Origin of the sequence: Epilithonimonas sp. JDS (genome assembly GCF_021261315.1) — a bacterium.
Taxonomy (GTDB): domain Bacteria; phylum Bacteroidota; class Bacteroidia; order Flavobacteriales; family Weeksellaceae; genus Epilithonimonas.
This window is the reverse complement of sequence record NZ_JAJSAX010000002.1, coordinates 82,044-104,193: the sequence shown is the minus strand read 5'-3', so window position 1 is coordinate 104,193 and position 22,150 is coordinate 82,044. Positions and strand designations below refer to the sequence as shown.

Annotated in this window: 11 protein-coding genes; 7 read left to right on the top strand and 4 right to left on the bottom strand. The window is 39.0% G+C overall.

Annotation, left to right across the window (positions count from 1 at the left end; genetic code table 11):
• Positions 1-50: 50 nt before the first annotated feature.
• From LUD75_RS07185 to LUD75_RS07170, 4 genes are all read right to left on the bottom strand, one after another.
• On the bottom strand, positions 51-2,249 hold the full coding sequence (locus tag LUD75_RS07185) for a glycoside hydrolase family 3 N-terminal domain-containing protein (RefSeq protein ID WP_232705004.1): 2,199 nt from the start codon (positions 2,247-2,249) through the stop codon (positions 51-53).
• Between the two features lie 91 nt (positions 2,250-2,340).
• Positions 2,341-3,795: a hypothetical protein gene (locus LUD75_RS07180; RefSeq protein ID WP_232705003.1), complete on the bottom strand. Its 1,455-nt coding sequence runs from the start codon at positions 3,793-3,795 to the stop codon at positions 2,341-2,343.
• A gap of 166 nt (positions 3,796-3,961) precedes the next feature.
• Positions 3,962-6,238, bottom strand: a complete 2,277-nt coding sequence (gene bglX, locus LUD75_RS07175; protein WP_232705002.1) for a beta-glucosidase BglX — start codon at positions 6,236-6,238, stop codon at positions 3,962-3,964.
• A 64-nt stretch (positions 6,239-6,302) separates the two neighbouring features.
• The gene (locus LUD75_RS07170) at positions 6,303-7,730 is read right to left on the bottom strand and encodes a carbohydrate-binding protein (RefSeq protein WP_232705001.1); all 1,428 of its coding nucleotides are present in this window, start codon (positions 7,728-7,730) and stop codon (positions 6,303-6,305) included.
• 485 nt (positions 7,731-8,215) lie between these two features.
• On the opposite strand from LUD75_RS07170, the gene LUD75_RS07165 reads away from it, so the two are divergent.
• The 7 genes from LUD75_RS07165 to LUD75_RS07135 all read left to right on the top strand — a co-directional run bounded on the left by LUD75_RS07165 (position 8,216) and on the right by LUD75_RS07135 (position 22,100).
• Positions 8,216-9,046 (top strand): SDR family oxidoreductase, encoded by an 831-nt coding sequence (locus LUD75_RS07165; protein WP_232705000.1) that lies wholly within the window; start codon positions 8,216-8,218, stop codon positions 9,044-9,046.
• 17 nt (positions 9,047-9,063) lie between these two features.
• Positions 9,064-10,248 (top strand): mannonate dehydratase, encoded by a 1,185-nt coding sequence (uxuA, locus tag LUD75_RS07160; RefSeq protein WP_232704999.1) that lies wholly within the window; start codon positions 9,064-9,066, stop codon positions 10,246-10,248.
• Between the two features lie 27 nt (positions 10,249-10,275).
• Positions 10,276-14,397, top strand: a complete 4,122-nt coding sequence (locus tag LUD75_RS07155; protein ID WP_232704998.1) for a two-component regulator propeller domain-containing protein — start codon at positions 10,276-10,278, stop codon at positions 14,395-14,397.
• 200 nt (positions 14,398-14,597) lie between these two features.
• Positions 14,598-17,432, top strand: coding sequence for a SusC/RagA family TonB-linked outer membrane protein (locus LUD75_RS07150; RefSeq protein WP_232704997.1), 2,835 nt, complete (start codon positions 14,598-14,600; stop codon positions 17,430-17,432).
• A gap of 35 nt (positions 17,433-17,467) precedes the next feature.
• Positions 17,468-19,081 (top strand): RagB/SusD family nutrient uptake outer membrane protein, encoded by a 1,614-nt coding sequence (locus LUD75_RS07145; protein ID WP_232704996.1) that lies wholly within the window; start codon positions 17,468-17,470, stop codon positions 19,079-19,081.
• A gap of 111 nt (positions 19,082-19,192) precedes the next feature.
• Positions 19,193-20,956 (top strand): glycoside hydrolase family 2 TIM barrel-domain containing protein, encoded by a 1,764-nt coding sequence (locus LUD75_RS07140; protein WP_232704995.1) that lies wholly within the window; start codon positions 19,193-19,195, stop codon positions 20,954-20,956.
• A 13-nt stretch (positions 20,957-20,969) separates the two neighbouring features.
• Positions 20,970-22,100 (top strand): glycoside hydrolase family 5 protein, encoded by a 1,131-nt coding sequence (locus tag LUD75_RS07135; protein ID WP_232704994.1) that lies wholly within the window; start codon positions 20,970-20,972, stop codon positions 22,098-22,100.
• The last annotated feature ends 50 nt before the right edge of the window (positions 22,101-22,150 follow it).

Here is a 22,150-nt window from a genome sequence, read left to right as displayed (position 1 = left end):
ATGTAGAGGAATCAAAATGTTCTTTAATAGGGGTAGAAATGTTTGGACAATTAGTCCGTTAACTCAAATTTTACCTTCTCATTATTGATGATGATATAGAAATCCCCTGACTCTAAGTGTTTTTCACCAATGCTGTCTACGTAGGCCAGATCTTTTTCAGGATCGATTTCAAAGCGATAAATCTCCTTTTTTCCTGCTTTGATCATTTTTTTTTCGAAAAATTTGAGTTCTTTCATTGGTCGGGAAATATTTGCAACAGGATCATTGATATACCAAAGTACCGCTTCCTTCCCATCCACAGTTCCTTTGTTGGTAATTTCTATCTCTGCCACAATTTTTTCACCTTTCTGAATTTTGTTTTTCGACAGTTTTATTTTTCCATACTCAAAGTTACTATAGCTGAGTCCGTGACCGAACCAATACAATGCATCTCTTGGTATATCCTGGTAATGTCCAGCGTCTGGCCTTGCTGACTGTCGCATATTATAATAGATTGGAATTTGACCCGTCGTTTGCGGAAAAGTGGCTGAGAGTTTCCCGGATGGATTGTGTCTTCCTGACAGTATGCCCGATACAGCAGCTCCAGCCATCGTTCCGGGTTGCCAGATTTCCAATACTGCATCAGCCAGTTTGTTTAATCGAATTAATTCTAAAGGTCTTCCGCTGGAAAGCACTAGAATAATAGGTTTACCCGTTTTGGATAGTTCTTCAACAAGATCTTCTTGGATTTTTGGTAATGCAATAGTGGAGCGGGAACCATTTTCGCCACTCCAATTTCTTTTTTCACCCAGAAAAACAAGTATGATATCTGATCGATCTGCAACTTCCAATGCTTTGGAAAAACCACTTCTGTCCTCGCCTTCAAAATCGCAGCCTATAGCATAATTAATTTTTGATAGCTTACCGAATTCTTTGGTCAAACCATCAAAAATGGTATTTACATCTTTAGGATCACCCATTCCTTCCCAAAATCCCATGATGTGCACAGAATCTTTTACCATGGGACCAATAGCAGCAATGCTTTTATATTTTGAATCCAATGGAAGGAGATGGTTATCATTTTTCAATAAAACCATAGATTCCTGAGCCAATTCTTCCGCGATCTCCAGATAGTCCGGCAGCAAATATCTCTCAGCCTCCGGCACCATATCGACGTAAGGATTTTCAAACAGACCGAGATTCATTTTGACCCGCAGGATCCTTCTCACTGCATCATCAATGGTCTGCATCTTAATTTTTCCTGTAGCTACCAATTCCGGAAGATATTCCAGGTAAAGGTTATCGACCATATCCATTTCCACACCGGCAAGCAATGCTTTTTCTGCTGCTTCTCTGTGATCTTTGGCGACGCCCTGCACTACGAGATTTTTTACTGATCCCCAATCTGAGATCACAAAACCGTCGTGCTTCCATTTTTTCTTGAGAATTTCCGTAAGGGTGTAATGATTGGCTGATGCAGGAACACCGGAAATATCATTGAAACCACTCATCACAGTGGCTGCTCCTGCTTTTATGCCAGCTTCGAAAGGTGGGAGGAAGGTTTCCCAAAGGGTCTGTTGTGATACGTCACTGTAGTGATAATCCCGGCCACCCTCAGACATACTGTAACCGATGTAATGTTTCAAGCTAGCGGCAATGGTATATTTGTCTTTCAGATCCTTCCCTTGATAACCTTGGATGGCAGCAACACCAAAAGCTGAATTGGCGTAAGTGTCTTCTCCGTAACCTTCTGAGATCCTTCCCCAGCGGGCATCCCTGGCAACATCTACCATTGGCGAAAAAGTCCAGTCCAATCCAGACAGCCAGCTTTCTTTTGCGGTAATCGTACTGGATCTTTTTACCAGATCAATATTCCATGAGCAGGCTTGAGCCAGCGGAATTGGAAAAATCGTTTTGTATCCGTGTATGGCATCAAATCCAAATATAATAGGAATTCCCAGGCGTGTTTCGGTAACAGCCTTTTTCTGGATTTGGTTGCGGTATTCTGGGTTCGTACTTCGGTATAGCAAAGAACCAATTTCTGGTTTTACGGCTTTCATCTGCTCACCAATATTGTTGGGGTTGGCATTTTTCCCATACGTCCATTGGTTCATTTGCATTATTTTTTCCTCCAGGGTCATCTGACTTATCAGATCATCGATCCGTCTCTCTACAGGAGCATCTTTGTTCTTGTAAAGTGGCTGTTTTTGAGCACTGGCCGATGAGCAACTCATTACAAGAATGCTTGCTGCGTAAAAGATATTTTTCATATCGAATATTATATTTCTTTGCTAATTCCATTCTGAGGAAAAGTTTTCAGTAAATTCCAGAACGAGAAGATCAGATTGCTTTGAAAGAATATTATTTGGAGTCTAAGTATTGAGTTAAACCGTAGACATTATCGTTTATGATCTTCATATTTTCGATGAGAGGCGTATAATATTGAAAGGCACTATTTATAATACCTTTGTTAGAATCACGGTTTGAGTAGTCTGTTTTTAAATTGTCCGGGTCATTATCCTGATACCGAAACCAATGCCATCCCACACAACCTTTGCTTTTCAACAATTCAATAACGAAATTCTGGTAAAAATAGCCTCTTTCTTTTTGAGTGTGGACATTCCATCCGGCGCCAGTTTTATTGGGCAAACCTGAATCTTCACCTTTGGTGTACCATTCTGTGATGATGAATGGTTTCCCTGACCAGGCCATCCAGTTGGATAGAATAGGCTGTTCGGGTTCCCATTTTCTGTAATGATTGATGGAAATGATGTCCATATATTTTCCCGCCACCTCAAATATTTTTGGATTGTCCAATTCATCCAGCTCTTGATTGAAACGGCAGCCCAAATAGAGGTGCTTTGGATCATATTTTTTAATCGCGGCAGTCACTTTTTTCATATAGGTTTCAAAATAAAAACCTGTGAAATCCTGTCTGTCAGCATCTGTAATATCTTCTAAAGATGCATTCTTTTGTTTGCGATCGTCCAGCCATCTTTTTGCGACGATATATCCTTCCTCATCTTTGTTAAGAAATTTCAAATGTCTGTCCAAAGCATCATCTACCCAAGGCAGTTCATTGTCTGTAAAATAACCAAGAAGAAATGGATCATCTTTGTATTTTACGATTTTGGAAATTTCCTGATCCACATAACGGTCAAATGCTTTATCGAATACCATCACCAGATCATAACGATAGCCTTGCCAGCCCGCTTCTTCATATTTACCACCGTATTTTTTTATATGTTCGGCTTTGTAAGCTCCCATTGGGCTTATGATGACGGTATAGACTAAAGGTTTTGCAGATGAACGGATCAAGTCGACATTCGACCAGGCACCTGCACCGTTGAAACCATTTTTTTTAAGGAATCTTGTTTCTTTGGCAATCCAATTTTTACCGGTTTTATATTTTTTATTAAATGCAATTGCTTGATTTTCAGAGTTTCCAGGGTTGAGCACAGCAACACCTTTGTGTATAAAAGGATTACCCAAAGGATCTACGATCCACCATCTGCCATCTTTTTTCTCTGTTCTGAAGAAACCAGTTGCCTCAAGCTGAAATGTTTTGTACCCGCCAAATCTATTGATAGCCGGATCTTTTGATGATTGATATCCCGGTAGCCGGTCGATGGTTTTTGCAACATAAGGCTTCCACAAAGGATCTTCTGCATTCTGTCTGGCCAATACACTATGGTAATGATTTGCTGAAATTTCAGGTGTTGCAGCTTCCTGTGCTTTGATCTCAGAATACAGATTAATAATCAGCGCAATAAGCGCAAGGACACTTTTTTGCGTACAGTTTATTTTAATTTTCACAATTGACAGATTATAAGATTATTATTGATAAAAGAAAAATTTGAAAATATTATTTAAGCTGATCAGCTCTTGATTCTAACCAGCAATGTGGTGGATAATATCATAAGTTATACACTCCAATATTTTTATTGGATGGAATTCTACACTTTTGCGATAGGTCAGTATATTATTTTAATTCGAATTCTGTTTCTAGCAGCTCATCAGAATTAGTTCCAACAAATACTTTGAACATACCCGATTCCAAAAGATAATTGCCGTCATTGTCGTAATAACCCAGATCTTCCTTATTTAAAGTGAATCGTATGGTTTTTTGTTCGCCCTTTTTGAGAGATATCAACTCGAATCCCTTCAGCTCTTTCACCGGTCTGGAAATACTTCCGCTCACATCTCTTATGTAAAGCTGAACCACTTCCTTACCATCAACACTGCCTATATTGTTAACAGAAACTGATACGTTTACAGGCTCTCCGATAGAGAATGTCTTTTTATTGATTGTCATCCCTGTATAATCAAATTTGGTATAACTTAATCCGTGACCAAAAGGAAAAAGCGGCGTCTTGTCTACATCGGAATAGTGCGACCAGAAAACATTATTCTCTGAATTGGTAGGTCTTCCAGTGTTATAGTGGTTATAATAAATGGGAACCTGTCCAACGTTACGAGGGAATGAAATTGGTAATTTGCCACTAGGATTATAATCACCATAAAGAACTTGAGCGATAGCGTTTCCGCTCTGACTGCCTAGTTGCCAAGCTTCTACAATAGCAGGAATATGATCTGCTGCCCATTGGATAGCGAGCGGTCTTCCGTTATTCAGAACCAAAACTATATTTTTGTTGACATTAAAAACCTCTTCCAGCAACTCTTGCTGATTGCCTGGCAGATCGAGGTTTGTTCTGCTTCTCCCTTCACCACTTTGGAAACCGTGTTCGCCCAGGACCATCACTACTACATCTGCCTGTTTTGCTGTTGCGATGGCCTTTTCAAAACCGCTCTTATCATTATTGTTAATCACTAATTCTTTCGTAAAAGTTGGCTTCCCTGCAAAGACTGCTGTTCCTGGAGTGTAGGTAACGGAACTGTTTTTGTATTTTTTCATCCCTTCCAAAACGGAAACTGCTGTATCATCTTCTGCCGCAATTCGCCAGCTTCCCAAAGGACTTGTCTTATCGCTTGCCAAAGCACCAATTAATGCGATCTTTTGCCCGGACTTTTTGAGTGGCAGCAGATCATTGTCATTTTTTAAAAGGACAATAGATTTTTTGGCCATATCCAGAACACCATCGTGATTAGATATACTGCCAATCACTTCTTTTTCCCTTTTTTTGTTGCAATATTTGTAAGGATCCTCAAATAAACCCATTTCAAATTTTAACCTTAGAATTCTCCTTACTGCGTCGTTAATGACCTCAATGTCTACTTTCTTTTCCCTAACCAGGTTCGCCAGTTCGTTCACATATAAGTAAGATTCCATATCCATATCAGAGCCTGCTTCTGCTGCTTTGTGAGCTGCTTCTGCACCGTCTTTCGCATATCCGTGAGAGATCATCTCCCGTATAGACGCCCAGTCGGATACTACGAATCCTTGGAAATTCCATTTTGTTTTGAGAATATCTCTGAGAAGAAAACGATTGGCGGTGGCCGGGATTCCGTTCAATGTATTGAAAGCATTCATAAATGTCTTGACACCAGCATCATTAGCCGCTTTGAAAGGAGGCAAGACGGAGTTGTACAACCGGGATAAGCTCATATCCACGTTGTTGTACTCTTTACCGGATTCTACAAATCCATATCCTGCAAAATGTTTTGCACAAGCTGCGATAGTGTTGGTCCCGGAAAAATTATCACCTTGAAATCCCTCCACCCTGGCCACTGCGATCTTACTGGCGAGAAACGGATCCTCACCAGCGCCTTCCATCACTCGCCCCCAGCGGGCATCAGTTGTAACATCTACATTGGGAGCAAATGTCCAGTTGATGCCGCTTGCAGCAGCTTCGCTTGCAGCTATGGCAGCTGATCTTTTTATAGCTTCCATATCCCAACTGGCAGCTTCGGCTAAAGGAATTGGGCTTAGTGTTTTGTAACCGTGTATTACATCAAAACCAATGATCAGAGGGATCCCCAATCTTGTTTTTTCAACGGCTATTTTTTGCACTTCGCGCACTTTTTGAACACCCCGCACATTGAGTAATGATCCAACCAGACCTCTGTTGAGATGATCATATTTTATCTTGGATGAGCCTCCTTGAGGAGCAGGACCTGTCACTTCCCAGAAGCCATTGTACTGATTCATCTGGCCGACCTTTTCTTCGAGTGTCATTTGATCCATCAGTAATGTAATTCGCTCCTCCAGAGGTTTTTTTATATCCAGGTGCGATCTGTTCTGCGCAGTAAGATTTGTAGCACCGAAGACAGCAAAACAGAATAAAGTGGTTTTGATCATTTCTAATTTTTAATATTGATGAGTATGGGCATTTCGATACTACTTCTTTAATTTTTTGCAAAAGTTAGTTTGGCGTAAAGTAAATATCGTCAATATAATAATCGAAAGAGTTCGGCACAATACTGTAATCGCTGTCATCAGTACGTATTGTAAATTGCTTGATGCTCGACTTGGCTGCAGGAACAGTAGAAAGCGCTGCACCATTGCCATCTCTCAGAATTTGGGAAAAAGGGATTGTCAATTCATGCCATTGCCCGTCCCACAACATCCCATAAGCAGGATTTCCAGGATTAAGTGTTACCCAATAATTTCCGGAGTTGGTGTTCAATCTTATTCTTACTTTTTTTGGGGTGCTGGATTTTACAGCAACATTCAAATTGTTGTAAGCTGTTGCGTTATAAGGAGAAACAGTCAGATCCATATGAGAAAGGGCAAATCCGTTCTGTGGGCTGCCATTTCCTGCAGGATCAAAATGATACCATAAGGCCTTTGTACCGTGATTCGTATTGGTGGTAACAATTGTGATCGCCATATTTCCGCCATTCGGTGGTGGTGCTATGCCGGGATTTGAACTCACAATATCTTTTTCTGTAAAAATTCCAACGCCATCGATCGGTGGTGCAGGAACGCTGACCTTAATGTTGATCTTATCAAGATTGGTGTTAGAACCTGTAAATAATACACGAAATGTGTTTTGACCCTCAGTCAGATTAATTCCGGTAACGTTTTTGGAAATGTAGGTATTATAGCTACCTGTATTTTGGAAATTACCTGTCTGTCCTAGATCAGTCGCAACCCCTGTATTAGGATTGACCAGCTGAAGTTTAATTGATTTTCCACCAGAAGCATCACCAGACGCCACCCGGAAATCGAAATCATATATACCCGTAGCAGGAACAGTGATTGTATAGTTGCTCCATTCTCCAGCTTGTGTGTAGCTGATATTATTGATGTTATTGCCCATTTGAACATCCACACCATCGTCTGTTCTGTAACGTGGACTTCCGTTTAGCACAGCAAGATTTTGCTCTTCGGTATCGTGATAAGCTATGCCTTCACCACCAAGATTATAATTCTCTGCTTCAATTGTACCAGGGATAATCACTGCAGTTCCACCATACGGCAAAGGCGGATCAATACCTTTAACAATAATTTTAAACAGTTTTGTCTCAATTGTATTATCTATATATTTTATGACCAATTTTGCATCATAGGTGCCTGGGTTATTGTAAACAACTGTAGCATCAGGATTGACGGATGAAGCAGGACTGCCTCCAGCAAATGTCCATGTTGTAGTAAGATGTTTGAACGAGGTACTTTTGAAATCTACAGTTTCTCCAAATTTAATATCAGTACGAGAAGCACTGGCTTCTGTATGAGGCTTGTCGTAAAGGGTGACCTCTCTTATCTCTTCCTCAACACAGGAAAATAAAAGTGCAGAAAACAAAAGTAAAAGTATGCTTTTCAAAAAGTCTGTATTTTTTAAATTCATAACTCTAATGGTTTTTAATTTTGATTATATTTTATCTGCCACAAATTTTATATAAATAATAAATAAAACGGGTCTTAAACATTTTAGATTGGGGTAAGAAATGTACATTTTGGCAGACGTACCGTATAATGAATGGTTGACAGGGATATTCTACTTGGATAGATTCATTACAATAATTGGTAGTGACAAATATTCTTAACGGTTAAAAAAACCTGATGAGATTGCAATACTCAAATTTTTATATCCAAAATTTAGCGTGTAAATCTTATTATAGTGCTGTCTGAATTTGTTTGATGATATTTATGATAAAGCCCCATATTTCAAACAGATTCTTAATGATTCTACGGTCAAATGAATTTAAATTTAGACATATAATATTTTTTTTATATTTTTAATTCGGACGTCTTTACCCCTAAAAAAAGATATTTGAACTGCATCAGATTGTGGTGATAAATTACTTTTGTGAGTCTGATTATCAAAAAAATATGAAAAACAAAGTCGTTGTTATCACAGGCTCCACTGGAGTTTTGTGCAGTGTCATAGCAAAATCTTTAGCAAAGGAAGGTTGTAGAATTGCTCTGTTGGCAAGAGAAATGGGGAAAGCAGAAAGTCTGAAAAATGAGATTGAACAGGATGGTGGCATTGCTTACATTTTTGAAGCAGATGTATTAAACAAAGAGGCCTTAGAAAAAGCAAAATCGCAGATCACAGAAAAGTTTGGAACCTGCGATATTCTGATCAATGGGGCGGGAGGCAATCATCCTCTTGGAACTACATCTGAGCCTTACCTTTCACAAACAGATCTGGATCGTAATGATCCTGAATTTAGAACGATCTTCGATCTCGGATCTGAGGGCATAAGATCGGTTTTCGATCTGAATTTCTTGGGAACATTTCTTCCAACACAAGTATTTGCAAAAGATATGGTGGGTAAAACTGGCTGCAGCATTCTCAACATCTCATCTTTGAGTGCTGTAACTCCATTAACCAAAATTCCTGCTTACAGCGCTGCAAAAGCTGCTACCGCGAACTTGACTCAATGGCTTGCTGTTCATTTTTCCAAGGTTGGTATCCGTGTTAATGCTATTGCACCAGGATTTTTCCTGACAAATCAAAACAGAAGCCTGCTAACATCAGACGATGGCAGTCTGACGGAAAGAGGAAAGTCTATTATCTCGCATACACCTGCGGGAAGATTTGGAAACCCGGAAGATCTGATCAGTTCTGTATTGTTTCTATGTGATGAAAGATCTTCTTTCGTTACTGGAATTGTGATCCCTGTGGATGGTGGTTTTAGCGCATTTAGTGGTGTTTAAATATAAAAAATAAAAAAATGGAACAATCTTGGCGCTGGTATGGACCGAAGGATCCAGTTTCCTTAGCAGATATAAAACAGGCTGGAGCAGTTGGTATTGTAACCGCACTTCATCACATTCCAAACGGTTCTGTATGGACTGTAGAGGAAATCAATATAAGAAAAAAAATAATCGAAGATGAAGGACTTCGATGGAATGTTGTAGAAAGCATTCCCGTTCACGAAGATATAAAAACCCGTACTGGGAATTTTCAGAAATTTATCGAAAATTATAAGCAAAGCATTGAAAATCTGGCGCATTGCGGGATCAACATCATTTGCTATAATTTTATGCCTGTTCTGGATTGGACCCGTACAGATCTTGAATTTGAATTGCAGGATGGCTCCAAAGCCCTGCGGTTCGATCAGACAGCATTTGCTGCGTTTGACCTGTATTTGCTTCAAAGAACCGGTGCATTGTCACAATACTCACAGCAGGAAAAAGAACAAGCCAAAATATATCTTGAAAAACTATCCCAAACAGAGAAAACAAAACTGGTCAACAATATAATTGCGGGTTTACCAGGCGCGGAAGAAGGCTATAGTTTGGAGAGTTTCCAGGCAATTTTGGACAACTATGCAGGAATTGATGCAGACCAACTGAGACAAAATCTGATTCTCTTTCTCCAGGAAATTGTTGTCGTTGCCTCCAAAAATAATGCAATGATGTGCATCCATCCAGACGATCCGCCATATTCTATATTGGGGCTGCCAAGAGTAGTAAGTACAGAGGAAGATTATGCTTTGCTATTTTCAGCAGTTCCGGATCTTGCAAACGGAATGACTTTCTGTTCAGGATCACTGGGAGTTCGAGAGGATAATGACCTTGTAAAAATATTTCAGCGCTTTGCAAATAGAGTCCATTTTTTACATCTTCGAAGTACGAAGAGAGATGATAAGGGAAATTTCTATGAAGCCAATCATCTAGAAGGTGACGTCGATATGTACGGGTTGGTAAAAGAGGTGATCTTAGAAGAACGTAAAAGAGAACAGCAGGGAAGGGGTGACCGAGTGATCCCAATGCGTCCGGACCACGGGCATCAGATGCTCGATGATCTGCAAAAGAAGACCAATCCCGGATATTCTGCGATAGGAAGACTTAGAGGATTAGCCGAATTACGAGGTTTGGAATTGGGTATCGTCCGCAGCTTTGATACAAATTAGAATTGATAATAATCATTTGAGGTAATTATGAATCTGTTGAAAAAAGTAACCGATGTATTAATCTATATTGTTTTTGTTTTTATTTCTGGCATTTCACCTGCTCAGGAAGCATCACTTCATTTCGATCAGATCAATTATGACGATGACTTTTCGCCCAGTATGATCTCCAGTATGATCCAGAATAAATCCGGATTTGTGTGGATTGGGACTGAAAACGGACTATTCCGTTATGATGGTTACAGCTACAAGAAGTATGCAAGAGATAAACAAACGAATGGCAACCTGAGCAACAATCACATCAATGTGATTTTTGAAGACCGCGATCAGAACCTGTGGATCGGTACAAACCACGGACTCAATTTTTATAATAAAAATGCCAATAATTTTATATCGCTGGATGTAACCAAAGAGAAAGGTGGAAGTAATTATATCGCTGCATTTGCCGAAGATGGACAAAGCAATCTTTGGGTGGGAACGTTTGGCGGTGTCAAAAAACTTAAAAGGTCTACCAAGAAGCTGGAAAAATTCAACAAAAATTCCGAATTGTTCAAAAGCAGGGTTCTTTCTTTATTTTATGATTCAAATTATGGGATGTTTGTAGGAACTTCAAAAGGTCTGAAATGCTTTGATCCGAAAACTGGCCATCAGAAACCATTACCTGTAGAATTGTCCTCAAATCTAGAGCTTATCAATAGCAAGGTGAGAAAAATTATAAAGACCGGCAAAGGCGATCTTTGGTTTGCTACGGAAAGTTCTGGAGCGTTTTTATTTTCCTCAGGACAAAAAATCCTCTCACATTTCAAGCACGATCCTGGGAACACAGCTTCTATATCATCCAACTGGATCAATGATATCATCCAGTGGGACCAAAATACCGTTTGGTTTGCAACAAAAGGAGGATTAAGTCTCTTCAGTAATTATAATAAAACATTTAAAAGAATAAAACATAATCCAGATAATCTTTTCAGCCTAAGTGATAATGATCTGAAATGTTTTCTGAAAGATCATACTGGTTCTGTGTGGATAGGAACCTCGGGAGGAGCGATTAATATCTACAACAGATCCAATCTCAATTTTACCAAGATCTCAGAGGTTACAAAAGCAGGATTTGGTCTCAACAATGCTGCTACAAGCGCGATCCTAAAGGAAAATGATCAAAGCATCTGGGTAGGAACTTCTGGCGGAGGATTGAACTATCTTAACCTTCAAAACAAAACCTCTAATTATTTCGCAATAGATAACAATGATGAGAAAAATATTAAAAATATCATCACATCATTGGCTGCAAAAGATGCCAATACGCTTCTGTGTGGCACCTTCAATGGACTATATGAATTTAATAAAACCTCAAAAAAATTCACTCAGATTTTTCTAAATTCTGCTGAAAGAGGGGAGAGACCGATTACATCCATTCTTGTCGATGGAAGCTATATTTGGATAGGAACAGATGGCAATGGGTTAACGAAAATTCTGCCAAACGGTACAGTTTTAAACTATAAAAATGATGGGTCTGCGAATGGATTGTCCGATAATTTTGTAATGGATTTAGAAAACAGGAGCGATGGTGTTTGGATCACTACACAAAACGGGCTTAATTTTTTTGATAAGAAACTCAACAGAATTTCAAAGATTTATCGGGCAAACAATGCGAAGCCTCTGGATAATAACAGTCTGACAGTCATGTATACAGATTCAAAAAAAAGACTTTGGATTGGAGCAGATTATGATGGCCTATATTACCTCAATGAGAACAAGCAAAAGTTTTTTGCGCTTAATAAGGAAAAAGGCTTTACGGATGCCTCTGTTAAAAGTATTACCGAAGATGCCCAGGGCAATTTATGGGTAGGAGCAGAAGATTTTCTTTTTAAGATCAAAATTAAAAACGATGGAAGCAATTTGAAAGCGTCCGACTTTCAAATTACACGTTTTTCATCTGCGGACGGTCTTTCTGTAAAACAATTTTTATACAATTCTGCTGCAAAGATCAATCACAATATGATAGCTTTCGGAGCTTCCAAAGGTCTCTTGCTTTTTGATCCTCAGAAATTAATAAAAACTTCTAATAACACACCAATAGTCCTTACGAAGCTGATAGTAAATAACGAGATCGTAGAGGCAGATCAAGCAGACGGGATTTTAAAGCAGCCTATCTCTGAAACTTCGGAGATCACGATCAACTATGACCAAGGTTATATAGGATTGGAATTTACGGGTCTTAATTTTATCAATCCGCAAAAGAGTAAGTATGCCTACAAGTTGGACAATGCACTTTCTGAGGATCAATGGCATTTTATAGGTACCCAAAACAGGATCAATCTTTCCAATCTGGATCCGGGAAATTATACGTTATCCATAAAATCTACCAATGAAGACCAAAGCTGGAACAAGAATATTAAAAAACTGAAAATTGTAATACTGCCACCTTGGTATAGGACATGGTGGGCATATCTGTTGTATTTGATCATTTTTGTTGGAGCCAATTACACTGTTTATCGTTTCATAAAATACCGTCTAAAACTTAGAAGGGAAATATTTATGGAACAGGTCGAAAATGAAAGAAAAGAAGAGATTCTTACAACACAGATCAATTTTTTCACAAATATTTCACACGAGATAAGAACCCCGCTCACGCTCATCAAAGGGCCAGTGGAAGAATTGTTGTCTTATGAAAAAGATCCACAGACCAATGCTAAACTCAAAACAATAAAGCAGAATTCTGACCGTCTTCTTAAACTTGTCAACGAACTGCTGGATTTCAGGAAAGCTGAAAAGGGCTATATGAAAATCTACTGCCAAAGACAAGATGTAGTGTCCTTCTGTTTTGAAATATTTGAATCCTATAAAGGATTGGCGGCTGAAAAGAATATCGATTTCAAATTCGTACTCAACTCCAATGTCATCATTGCTTATTTTGACAAAAATCAGATGGAAAAGGTTGTTTACAACCTGCTTTCCAACGCTTTCAAATTCACTAAAAAAAATGGTAAAATAGTTTTTGCAGTGGAAAAAGGTACTCCTGATGAGAATGCTGTATTCATCAAAGTTAAAGATAACGGAATTGGCATCCCAGAGAACAATCGCACAAGTGTTTTCGAAAGATTTTTTCAAGTGGATGACAGAGGGGTACAAAATATGGGAAGCGGCGTGGGGCTGGCACTTTCGAAAAGTATTGTAGAATTGCATAAAGGTGAAATTTCTACACCGGATGAAGAAGGCACCTGGGCCAAGACTGTTTTCCTAATCAAATTGCAATTAGGTAACAAACATTTGTCCGAAGATCAGATCATTGAAAGTAATGGCGAGGATTTCCAGCAGATGATCATAGATTCTCCGACCATTGGAACCAATGATAAAATTGCATTTGCTGATTTCCCTGACAAGGATAAGAAGACTTTAATGGTTGTCGAAGACAATGAAGATGTACGCAAATTTATTGTCGATATTTTGTCCGGCGATTACAATACAGTCGAATTTGCCAACGGTAAGGAGGCCGCAAACTATTTGGAGACCGAGATCTTAGATCTTATCATCAGTGATATTATGATGCCTGAGATGGATGGCATAGAACTTTGTCGCATCGTAAAAACCAATGAAAGTACCAGTCACATACCAGTATTGCTTCTTACCGCTAAAGCATCTATAGATCATAAAATAGAAGGGCTTTCTACAGGTGCAGATGCTTATATCACTAAACCTTTTAATACGCAGGAACTTAAACTGAGTATTGCCAATTTACTGTCTGCCCAGGAGATTTTCAGAAAGAAATACAGTGGTAATTTTATAATAGACTCAGACTTGAGCAGTCTTACCACGCCCGAAGAAGCATTCATCAAAAAACTGATGCGCGTGATAGAAGAAAATCTGGAGAATTCTGAATTCGACGTCAATATGCTGGTTGATAAGATCGGTATGAGCAGAACCATACTGTACAAAAAAGTCACTGCACTTACCAACCATTCTGTGGCGAGTCTTATTAAACAGCTTAGAATGAAAAAGGCAGCTGATATTATTCTGAATACAACCCATCCAATTTCAGAAGTTGCTTTTATGGTCGGATTCAATGATCGTAAACATTTTAGCCGTGAGTTCAAAAAAGTGTACAAAGTTTCTCCTACATCTTATAAAAGTAATCCGAATTCCGGGGTATAATTGATCTACAACCTCACATATTTGTACATCTTCACCATCATTTTAGTTTTAACAAATTCAAAGCATTAAGTTAATGTATTGTTTTTCAGCACGTTGTGTTGATTCATACATTATGACCCCGCAAAAAGCATATTTATACACCCAAATAAATATGATTATCAGACATATTTGTAAAAAACAAAGCTATTAAACTAAAGAATATGAAAAAATTCGACAAGAATACTATTCCTTCCAAACACTACAATGGCAAAAAAATAGGACTCATAGCAGTTGCATTTCTACTCTCAGGGCACGTAGCTGTTCAGGCTCAGACCACTCCAAAATCTGATAAAGACACTTTGGTTGGAGCCTCCAAAGAAATAGAGCAGGTCGTGATCATTGGGTACGGCGCAAAAAAGAAAAGTGATGTCATCAGTTCTGTGGTCAAAGTCAATGCGGAGGATCTTACAAAAGTAGCTACATCGGACGTCGGTGAAATGTTACGTGGAAAGGCTGCAGGAGTGCAGGTGACACTTGCCAATGGTGCACCTGGCAGCTCATCAAATATTCAGATCCGTGGTCAGCGATCGATCTCTGGAGGAAATAATCCAATCGTCATTGCTGATGGAGTAAGGGTTGGGAGCATCAATGATGTCAATGCAAATGATATAGAATCTTTGGAGGTTTTAAAAGATGCCGCTGCACAATCCATCTATGGTGCGAGAGCATCGAATGGTGTCATACTTATTACCACAAAAAGAGGAAAAACTGGTAAAGCCAAAGTGACTTATAATGGATTTTCGGGCTTTCAAACAATCAACAGAAATTTTGATATCTACAGTGGTGAGGAATTTGCCCAATTAAAGAGAGAGGCTTTCAGAACCAACAACGCAGGCGTATACAGGCCAGACAGTGAGATTTTTTCTGCATTAGAATTGGAAAGTGTACAGACCGGGAAATATATTGACTGGGAAAAACTTATGCTCAGAACAGGTGAAACACAAAACCACGCGATCAATTTTTCATCAGGCAGTGACAAATTCAGTATATTCAGCAGTGTGAATTACATTGGAACCAAAGGTGTGATTCCCAATTCCGATTTTAACAAAACAGGAATCAGATTGAATGCTGATCAAAAAATCAGCAACACCCTGAAAGTGGGCTTGAACACTTCCTTTCAATTTTCAGAGACCAATAATCCAAATAATGAAGGCGTCATTTTAAGTTCTATTACGACATCGCCTCTTGGACGCGTTTATAACGATGATGGTTCACTCAGACTATTGCCCGGAGGTTTTGCCGAAAATAAAAATCCACTCATCGATCTATACCAGACGACCAATTTTGTACAGAACAGAAATGACATTCTCAACCTCTTTGTAGACTTTACACCTTTTAGGGGTTTTAAATATAGAATGAATGCCAGCAGAAGATCCTGGAATTACAAGAGAAAATCATATAATACGACGCAGTCCGTTGCTGGGATTGCCAATAACAACCAAGGGAGCGGCAGTATTCAATTCCAGGATGAGGTAGAATGGCAGTTGGAAAATATCTTTACCTACAATTTCAAATTGGCAGAAAAAAACCATTTCGCTGCTACCGTTGTCCAGAGTATTTCCAAAACTAACCGAAATGATTTTGAGAATGCTTCTAAAAACATCCCGAATGATATCTTAGGAATCAATGGATTGCAATCTGCATTACTCAATACACCAACCATTACAGAATATAACAGAGGAATTGTATCTGCTGTCGGACGCCTGGAGTATGATTATGATAACAAATATTATGTAACAATTGCAGGAAGAATTGATGGCTCCACAGTATTTGGTAAAAATAACAAATGGGCCTCTTTTCCGTCAGCCAATATTGGATGGAATATTCACAGGGAAAATTTTATGGAAAATTTAAATTTCCTCAATAATTTAAAACTTAGATTCAGCTACGGAAGTGTGGGCAATGAAGCCATCTCGCCTGGATTGAGTCAGAGTACAGCAGACCAGAGCAATTATGTCATAGGTGGTAATCAGGTCTCCGGATATATCCCTGGGCCAACTTTGCCCAATCCCAATTTGAAATGGGAAACTTCTACAACATTCAACTCCGCATTGGATTTTGGTTTTTTCAGAGACAGGATCACGGCAACGGTTGAGTATTACAACACAAGAACAAAAGACCTACTTGTTCAGGAGCAGTTAGATCTTTCATCCGGATACAGCAACAGGTGGAACAACCTTGGCGAAGTAGAGAACAAAGGTCTTGAAGTATCATTGAATGCGGATGTGATCAAAACTTCAGATTTTAAATTTAAAATCGGTTTAGCTTATACGAAAAACAAAAATAAGATCATCAGCTTGTATGGCAGAGATGCAGACGGTGATGGTAGGGAAGATGATGATATTCTCAACAGACGTTTCATTGGTAAGCCGATCAATGTGTACTACCAGTACGATGTCATAGGTATTTTTCAACAGGGTGAAGATATTGTGAACTCTGCGCAGCCTCTTGCTTTGCCAGGTGACATCAAGCTAAGAGATGTAAACGGCGATGGGATCATAAATGATAAAGATCGCGTGATCACATCACAGATGCCGGACTGGTATGGTACCTTATCAGTTGGATTCGAGTATAAAGGATTTGACATCAATGCAGATTTTTACACTGTGCAAGGTGTTGTGAAAAATAATCCTTTTCTATACAGCTATCTGGAAGGCGGATCCTTGAGAGGAATAAAAAATGGTATAAAGCAAGATTATTGGACGCCGGAAAATCCTGGTGGAAACTATCCAAGACCAAATGAGGGGAATGACCCGTCCAATATTTTCAATATGGGGCTTCAGGATGCTTCTTACTTCAGACTGCAAAATATCACTTGCGGTTATTCATTCAAACCTGACACAGTGGCGAAGATCGGTCTTACCAACCTCAGGATCTTTTTGACCGGTAGCAATCTATTTACCATTACAGATTATCAGTCTTACAGCCCGGAAAAAAATCCAAACGAATATCCGGAAGCGAGAACCATTGTTGCGGGAATTAAATTCGGATTTTAAAAAAAAATAATATTTAAATTTTAAGTCATTACACCATGAAAAAATTACAATGTTTATTCATTTCAATCATATCTCTGGCAGCAATTTGCATCTCCTGTGACGATTTTTTGGAAGAGCAGATCATAGATCAGGTATCTGTAGATTATATCTATACAACACCGGAAGGTCTTGATGTGGGCGTCAATGCTTTATACAACAGGATGCGACAGTATAATGCGCCTGCTGGAGATAATAGCAATCTACAGGCAAATGTGTTTTTTATGGCCGCTACAGATCTTGGCCTTCACAGAACTTGGTTTACGCCCTATGGAGCTACCACTCACACACCACAAAATTTTCCAAAGGACAAATGGGTCAATGCTTATAAAATTATAGACAGAGCTTCGGCAATTATCAGCAGTGCACGTACAGTTTCTATGGATAATAATGCTAAAAGGAAATTGGTAGCACAGGCACGCGTGATCAGAGGTGAACTTTATCTGGATCTGATAAGAATGTATGGTCATATATTATTAGATACTGTGGCAACCAATGCACAAAATATAGATGATGCAGTAATTTACAAAGCAGCTACAGAAGAAGAGATTTTCGGGGTCATCAATCAAGATCTGGATTATGCTGTTGCAAACTTGGATTGGCAGGTGCCAACAGGCAGATACGGTCAAGGAGTTGCGAGACATCTGCGTGGTAAAGCGGCGATGTGGCGCAAAGACTGGCAGAAAGCTGCAGAAGAATTTGATGCAATTATTGTCAACCCCACCCACGATTTGGTAGATATTAATCAGGTTTTCGGAGCTGATGTCAACCATAAAGAATCACTGTTTGTATACCAGCGCAACCAAAGCCTCGGACAAGGTGATGATCTTGCAGGTGGTGGTGGATTTTGGCTGGGAAGTGTTTTTACCCAAAGAATTTATGAAAAAGCATCGGGAGCATCGGCCAGTGCAGGAAATGAGATGGTTTTAGATGTTAATTACGGTGGGCAATCGTTAGGGTGGTTTTACCCTAATAATTATTTAAAATCCCTTTATGACAAGACCAATGACAAGAGGTTTTCAACTTATTACTGGCCGGATAATTATACGGCTTACATTGTTAATAATCCTGCTCACCCACGCTTTGGACAGCCTATTACGCAGCCGGAAGATAATTACAGAAGATACCACTGGAGCCTTAAAAAATATGCAGATTTCCAAACAAAGCTGGTTGGGACAGAAAACAGTTTTAAAAATTATATGTATTACCGATATGCGGAAACCTTGCTTCTTGCGTCGGAAGCGCATCATAATCTTGGAAATGATGCCTTGGCTTTATCGTACATCAATAAAGTTCGCAGAAGAGGGTATGGGCTGAATCCTAATGCAGTATCGTCATTTGATTTTACAAGCTGGACGCAGGAAACTTATCTGGAAGAATCAGCAAGGGAATTGGCCTTTGAAAATGAACGTTGGTTTTTGCTGAAGAGATTAGGCATTCTGGGTGAAAGAATTACTCTGCATTACAGAAATGGCGACAACACAAGCTCAGAAGCCTCCGATGCCATTAATAGTCTTACCCCTTGGAGAGCGCAGTATGTCAATTGCCCGGTTCCCCAAAGTCAGATCGACATTATGGGTGCTGCAGCTTCACAATTTAATATCGGATATTAGGATCATAACTTAATATTTGAATCAATCATTAATCTAAATTTTATGTTTAAAAAAAATATTACCCCGTTGCTGTTGATAGTCTTTATGTTAAATTCATTTTGCATATCGATTATGGGACAAAAAACGATTCAACACGCTTTTGCCAGAGATCATATCAACCTGAATGGTTCTTGGAAGTATATAATAGATCCGTACCAAATGGGCTACTTGGATTATAGACAAAAACCTTTCGATCAAAGTAAATCTGGAAAGGGAGGCTTTTATGACAATATTACATCCCCGGACAAAAAAACAAGAGTTGAATATAATTTTGATTTTGAGCCTTCTTTACAAGTTCCTGGTGATTGGAACTCTCAAGATCAAAGACTTCTGTTTTATGAAGGTACTGTTTGGTACAAAAGAGATTTTGTTGCAGATCCGCAAGCCAACAAGAATTACTATTTGTATTTCGCAGCGGTGAATTATGAAAGTCACGTTTATCTGAATGGCGAAAAGGTGGGCACACACAAAGGCGGATTTACGCCATTTCAATTTGATGTGACATCGAAACTAAAAAAGGGCAATAACTATGTAGTGGTGATGGTCGATAATGTGCGCAAAAAAGATGAGGTGCCAACTATTAATACAGATTGGTGGAACTATGGCGGAATCACACGTGATGTTTTATTAATAAACACACCAAAATCATACATAGAAGATTATAAAGTGCAGTTGGCTAAAAATGATGCTACTACATTAGAAGGTTTTGTAAAATTAAGTGGCAATACAGGCAAAGAGAAACTGATCATAGAAATTGCTGAACTGAAGATAAAAACCACCATTGAAACTGATGCAGATGGTTATGCGAAAATTATAATTCCTGCAAAAGATATTGCTTATTGGTCGCCGGAAAATCCTAAGCTATACGATGTCAAGATCAGTTCAAAATCAGATAAAATTAATGATAAAATTGGTTTTAGAACAATCAAAACTGTTGGAAAAGATATTTTGCTGAATAATCAATCTCTGTTTTTGAAAGGTATTTCTGTGCATGACGAAAATCCTTTGGTCGGAGGACGTTTGCGGTCGGAAGGTGATATGCGGATGATACTTGGATGGGCGAAGCAGTTGGGTTGCAATTATATCCGCTTGGCACATTACACACACAACGAAACGATGCTGCGTCTTGCAGATGAGATTGGATTATTGGTTTGGGCAGAGGTTCCTGTTTACTGGACTATCTCATGGAGCAATGCTGATACTTACAAAAACGCAGAAGATCAGTTGACCGTAGGAATCGAAAGAGATAAAAACAGAGCTTCAGTGATTATTTGGTCAGTAGGGAATGAGACGCCTATCAGTAAGGAACGTAATGTTTTTATAGGAAAATTAATTGACAAAGTTCGCAGCTTAGACGACACAAGACTTGTTGCAGCCGCACTGGAAATTGAACGTAATGGCTATGACGTAACGGTCGAAGATCCTTTAGGTGAAAAACTTGACCTTGCCAGTTTTAATGAATATGGAGGCTGGTACTGGTCTGAGCCAAAAGAATTGCCAAAATATAAATGGGAGATAAAATTCAACAAACCAGTGGTGATCTCTGAATTTGGAGCCGATGCATTAGCTGGATATCACGCAGATGAGGACACCGTCTGGAGTGAGGAGCACCAGCAGTTGTTCTATGAAAAACAATTGGAGATGCTTGAAAAAATAGATGGACTGCGGGGAATGACCCCCTGGATCCTCGTCGATTTCAAATCACCTAGACGTCAAAATCCAATTTATCAGAATTTTTGGAACAGAAAAGGTCTTATTTCGGAAACTGGAGTTAAAAAGAAAGCTTTTTATACGCTTCAGAATTATTATAAAAGTAAATCATTAAATAATAAATAAAACCTCATTCTATATGAAAAAAATATTTAGAGTACTAAGATTAAGCATGCTTTTCTTTTTAGTCTCTTGTACACACGAGGACAAAGTAGAGTTTGTTAATGGGGAAACAGGCCAAGTAGAAAATCCGGATCCATTTTCTGCTAAAAAGATAATTGCGGATATGGGACCAGGTTTTAATTTGGGTAATACCTTTGATAACGGTATCCATCCGACCAACCTGGCAGCGGTCAAACCGGTTATCGATCTGTACAAGAATGCAGGAATGAAGCATATAAGAATACCAACAACCTGGATGGATAGATTTGCATCTACTCTTGCAGATAGTAATGGCAATATCAATGTCAATCATCCAAGATTTCTGGAGCTAAAGGCAGTTATAGATTATGCACTGTCTCAGGATTTATATGTTATACTAAATACCCATCACGAGTCTTGGCTTAAGGATCATTATGATGGATCCGAGTTGTATGATAGTAAGTTTCGGACTTTGTGGACAGGTATTGCTACATATTTTAAAGATTATCCCCAAAAATTGATTTTTGAAGTTCTGAATGAGCCGGAAGGTAATTTGGGAGAAGTAGACGGAAATGGCCCGTTTCCCGAACCCACAGATGCTTTGGCTTTACAATATACTCGAAAAGTTAATCAGATCGGATATGACGCCATACGTGCAACGCGTGGCAATAATGAAAAAAGATTAATTATGGTAGGCACCAACGGTCAAGGAAATGCGCTATATATCAGTAACGTCTATCCAACTAAATCGTCTTTGCCGGGTGGCGGCAACGATGATTATTTATCCATACAGGTTCACACTTATTCTCCTTGGGCATTCTGCGGAGAGACCGGAAGTAATGCTGCTTTTCCTGGAACTGCCAGTTTTGAGACGGGCATTCAAAATGTGAAAGCACATTCGATAAAATTGAATGTTCCTGTTCATTACGGCGAATTTGGAGTAGGAAGAAGTAGCAATTCTGCGGAGAGAAATACCGATCTTGTCAGAAATTATTACCGTACAATGGCAAGAACAACGCTGGCTCAATCTATGTCATACAGTGTTTGGGATGACAGAGGTTGGTTTGCACTCATCAATACAAACGGTACATCTTTCGTAAATAATATAGTACCGTACATGTTAGAATAAAATCAAATCACATTATTATTTTCTTAATTGCTGTTTCACTATTTAATATA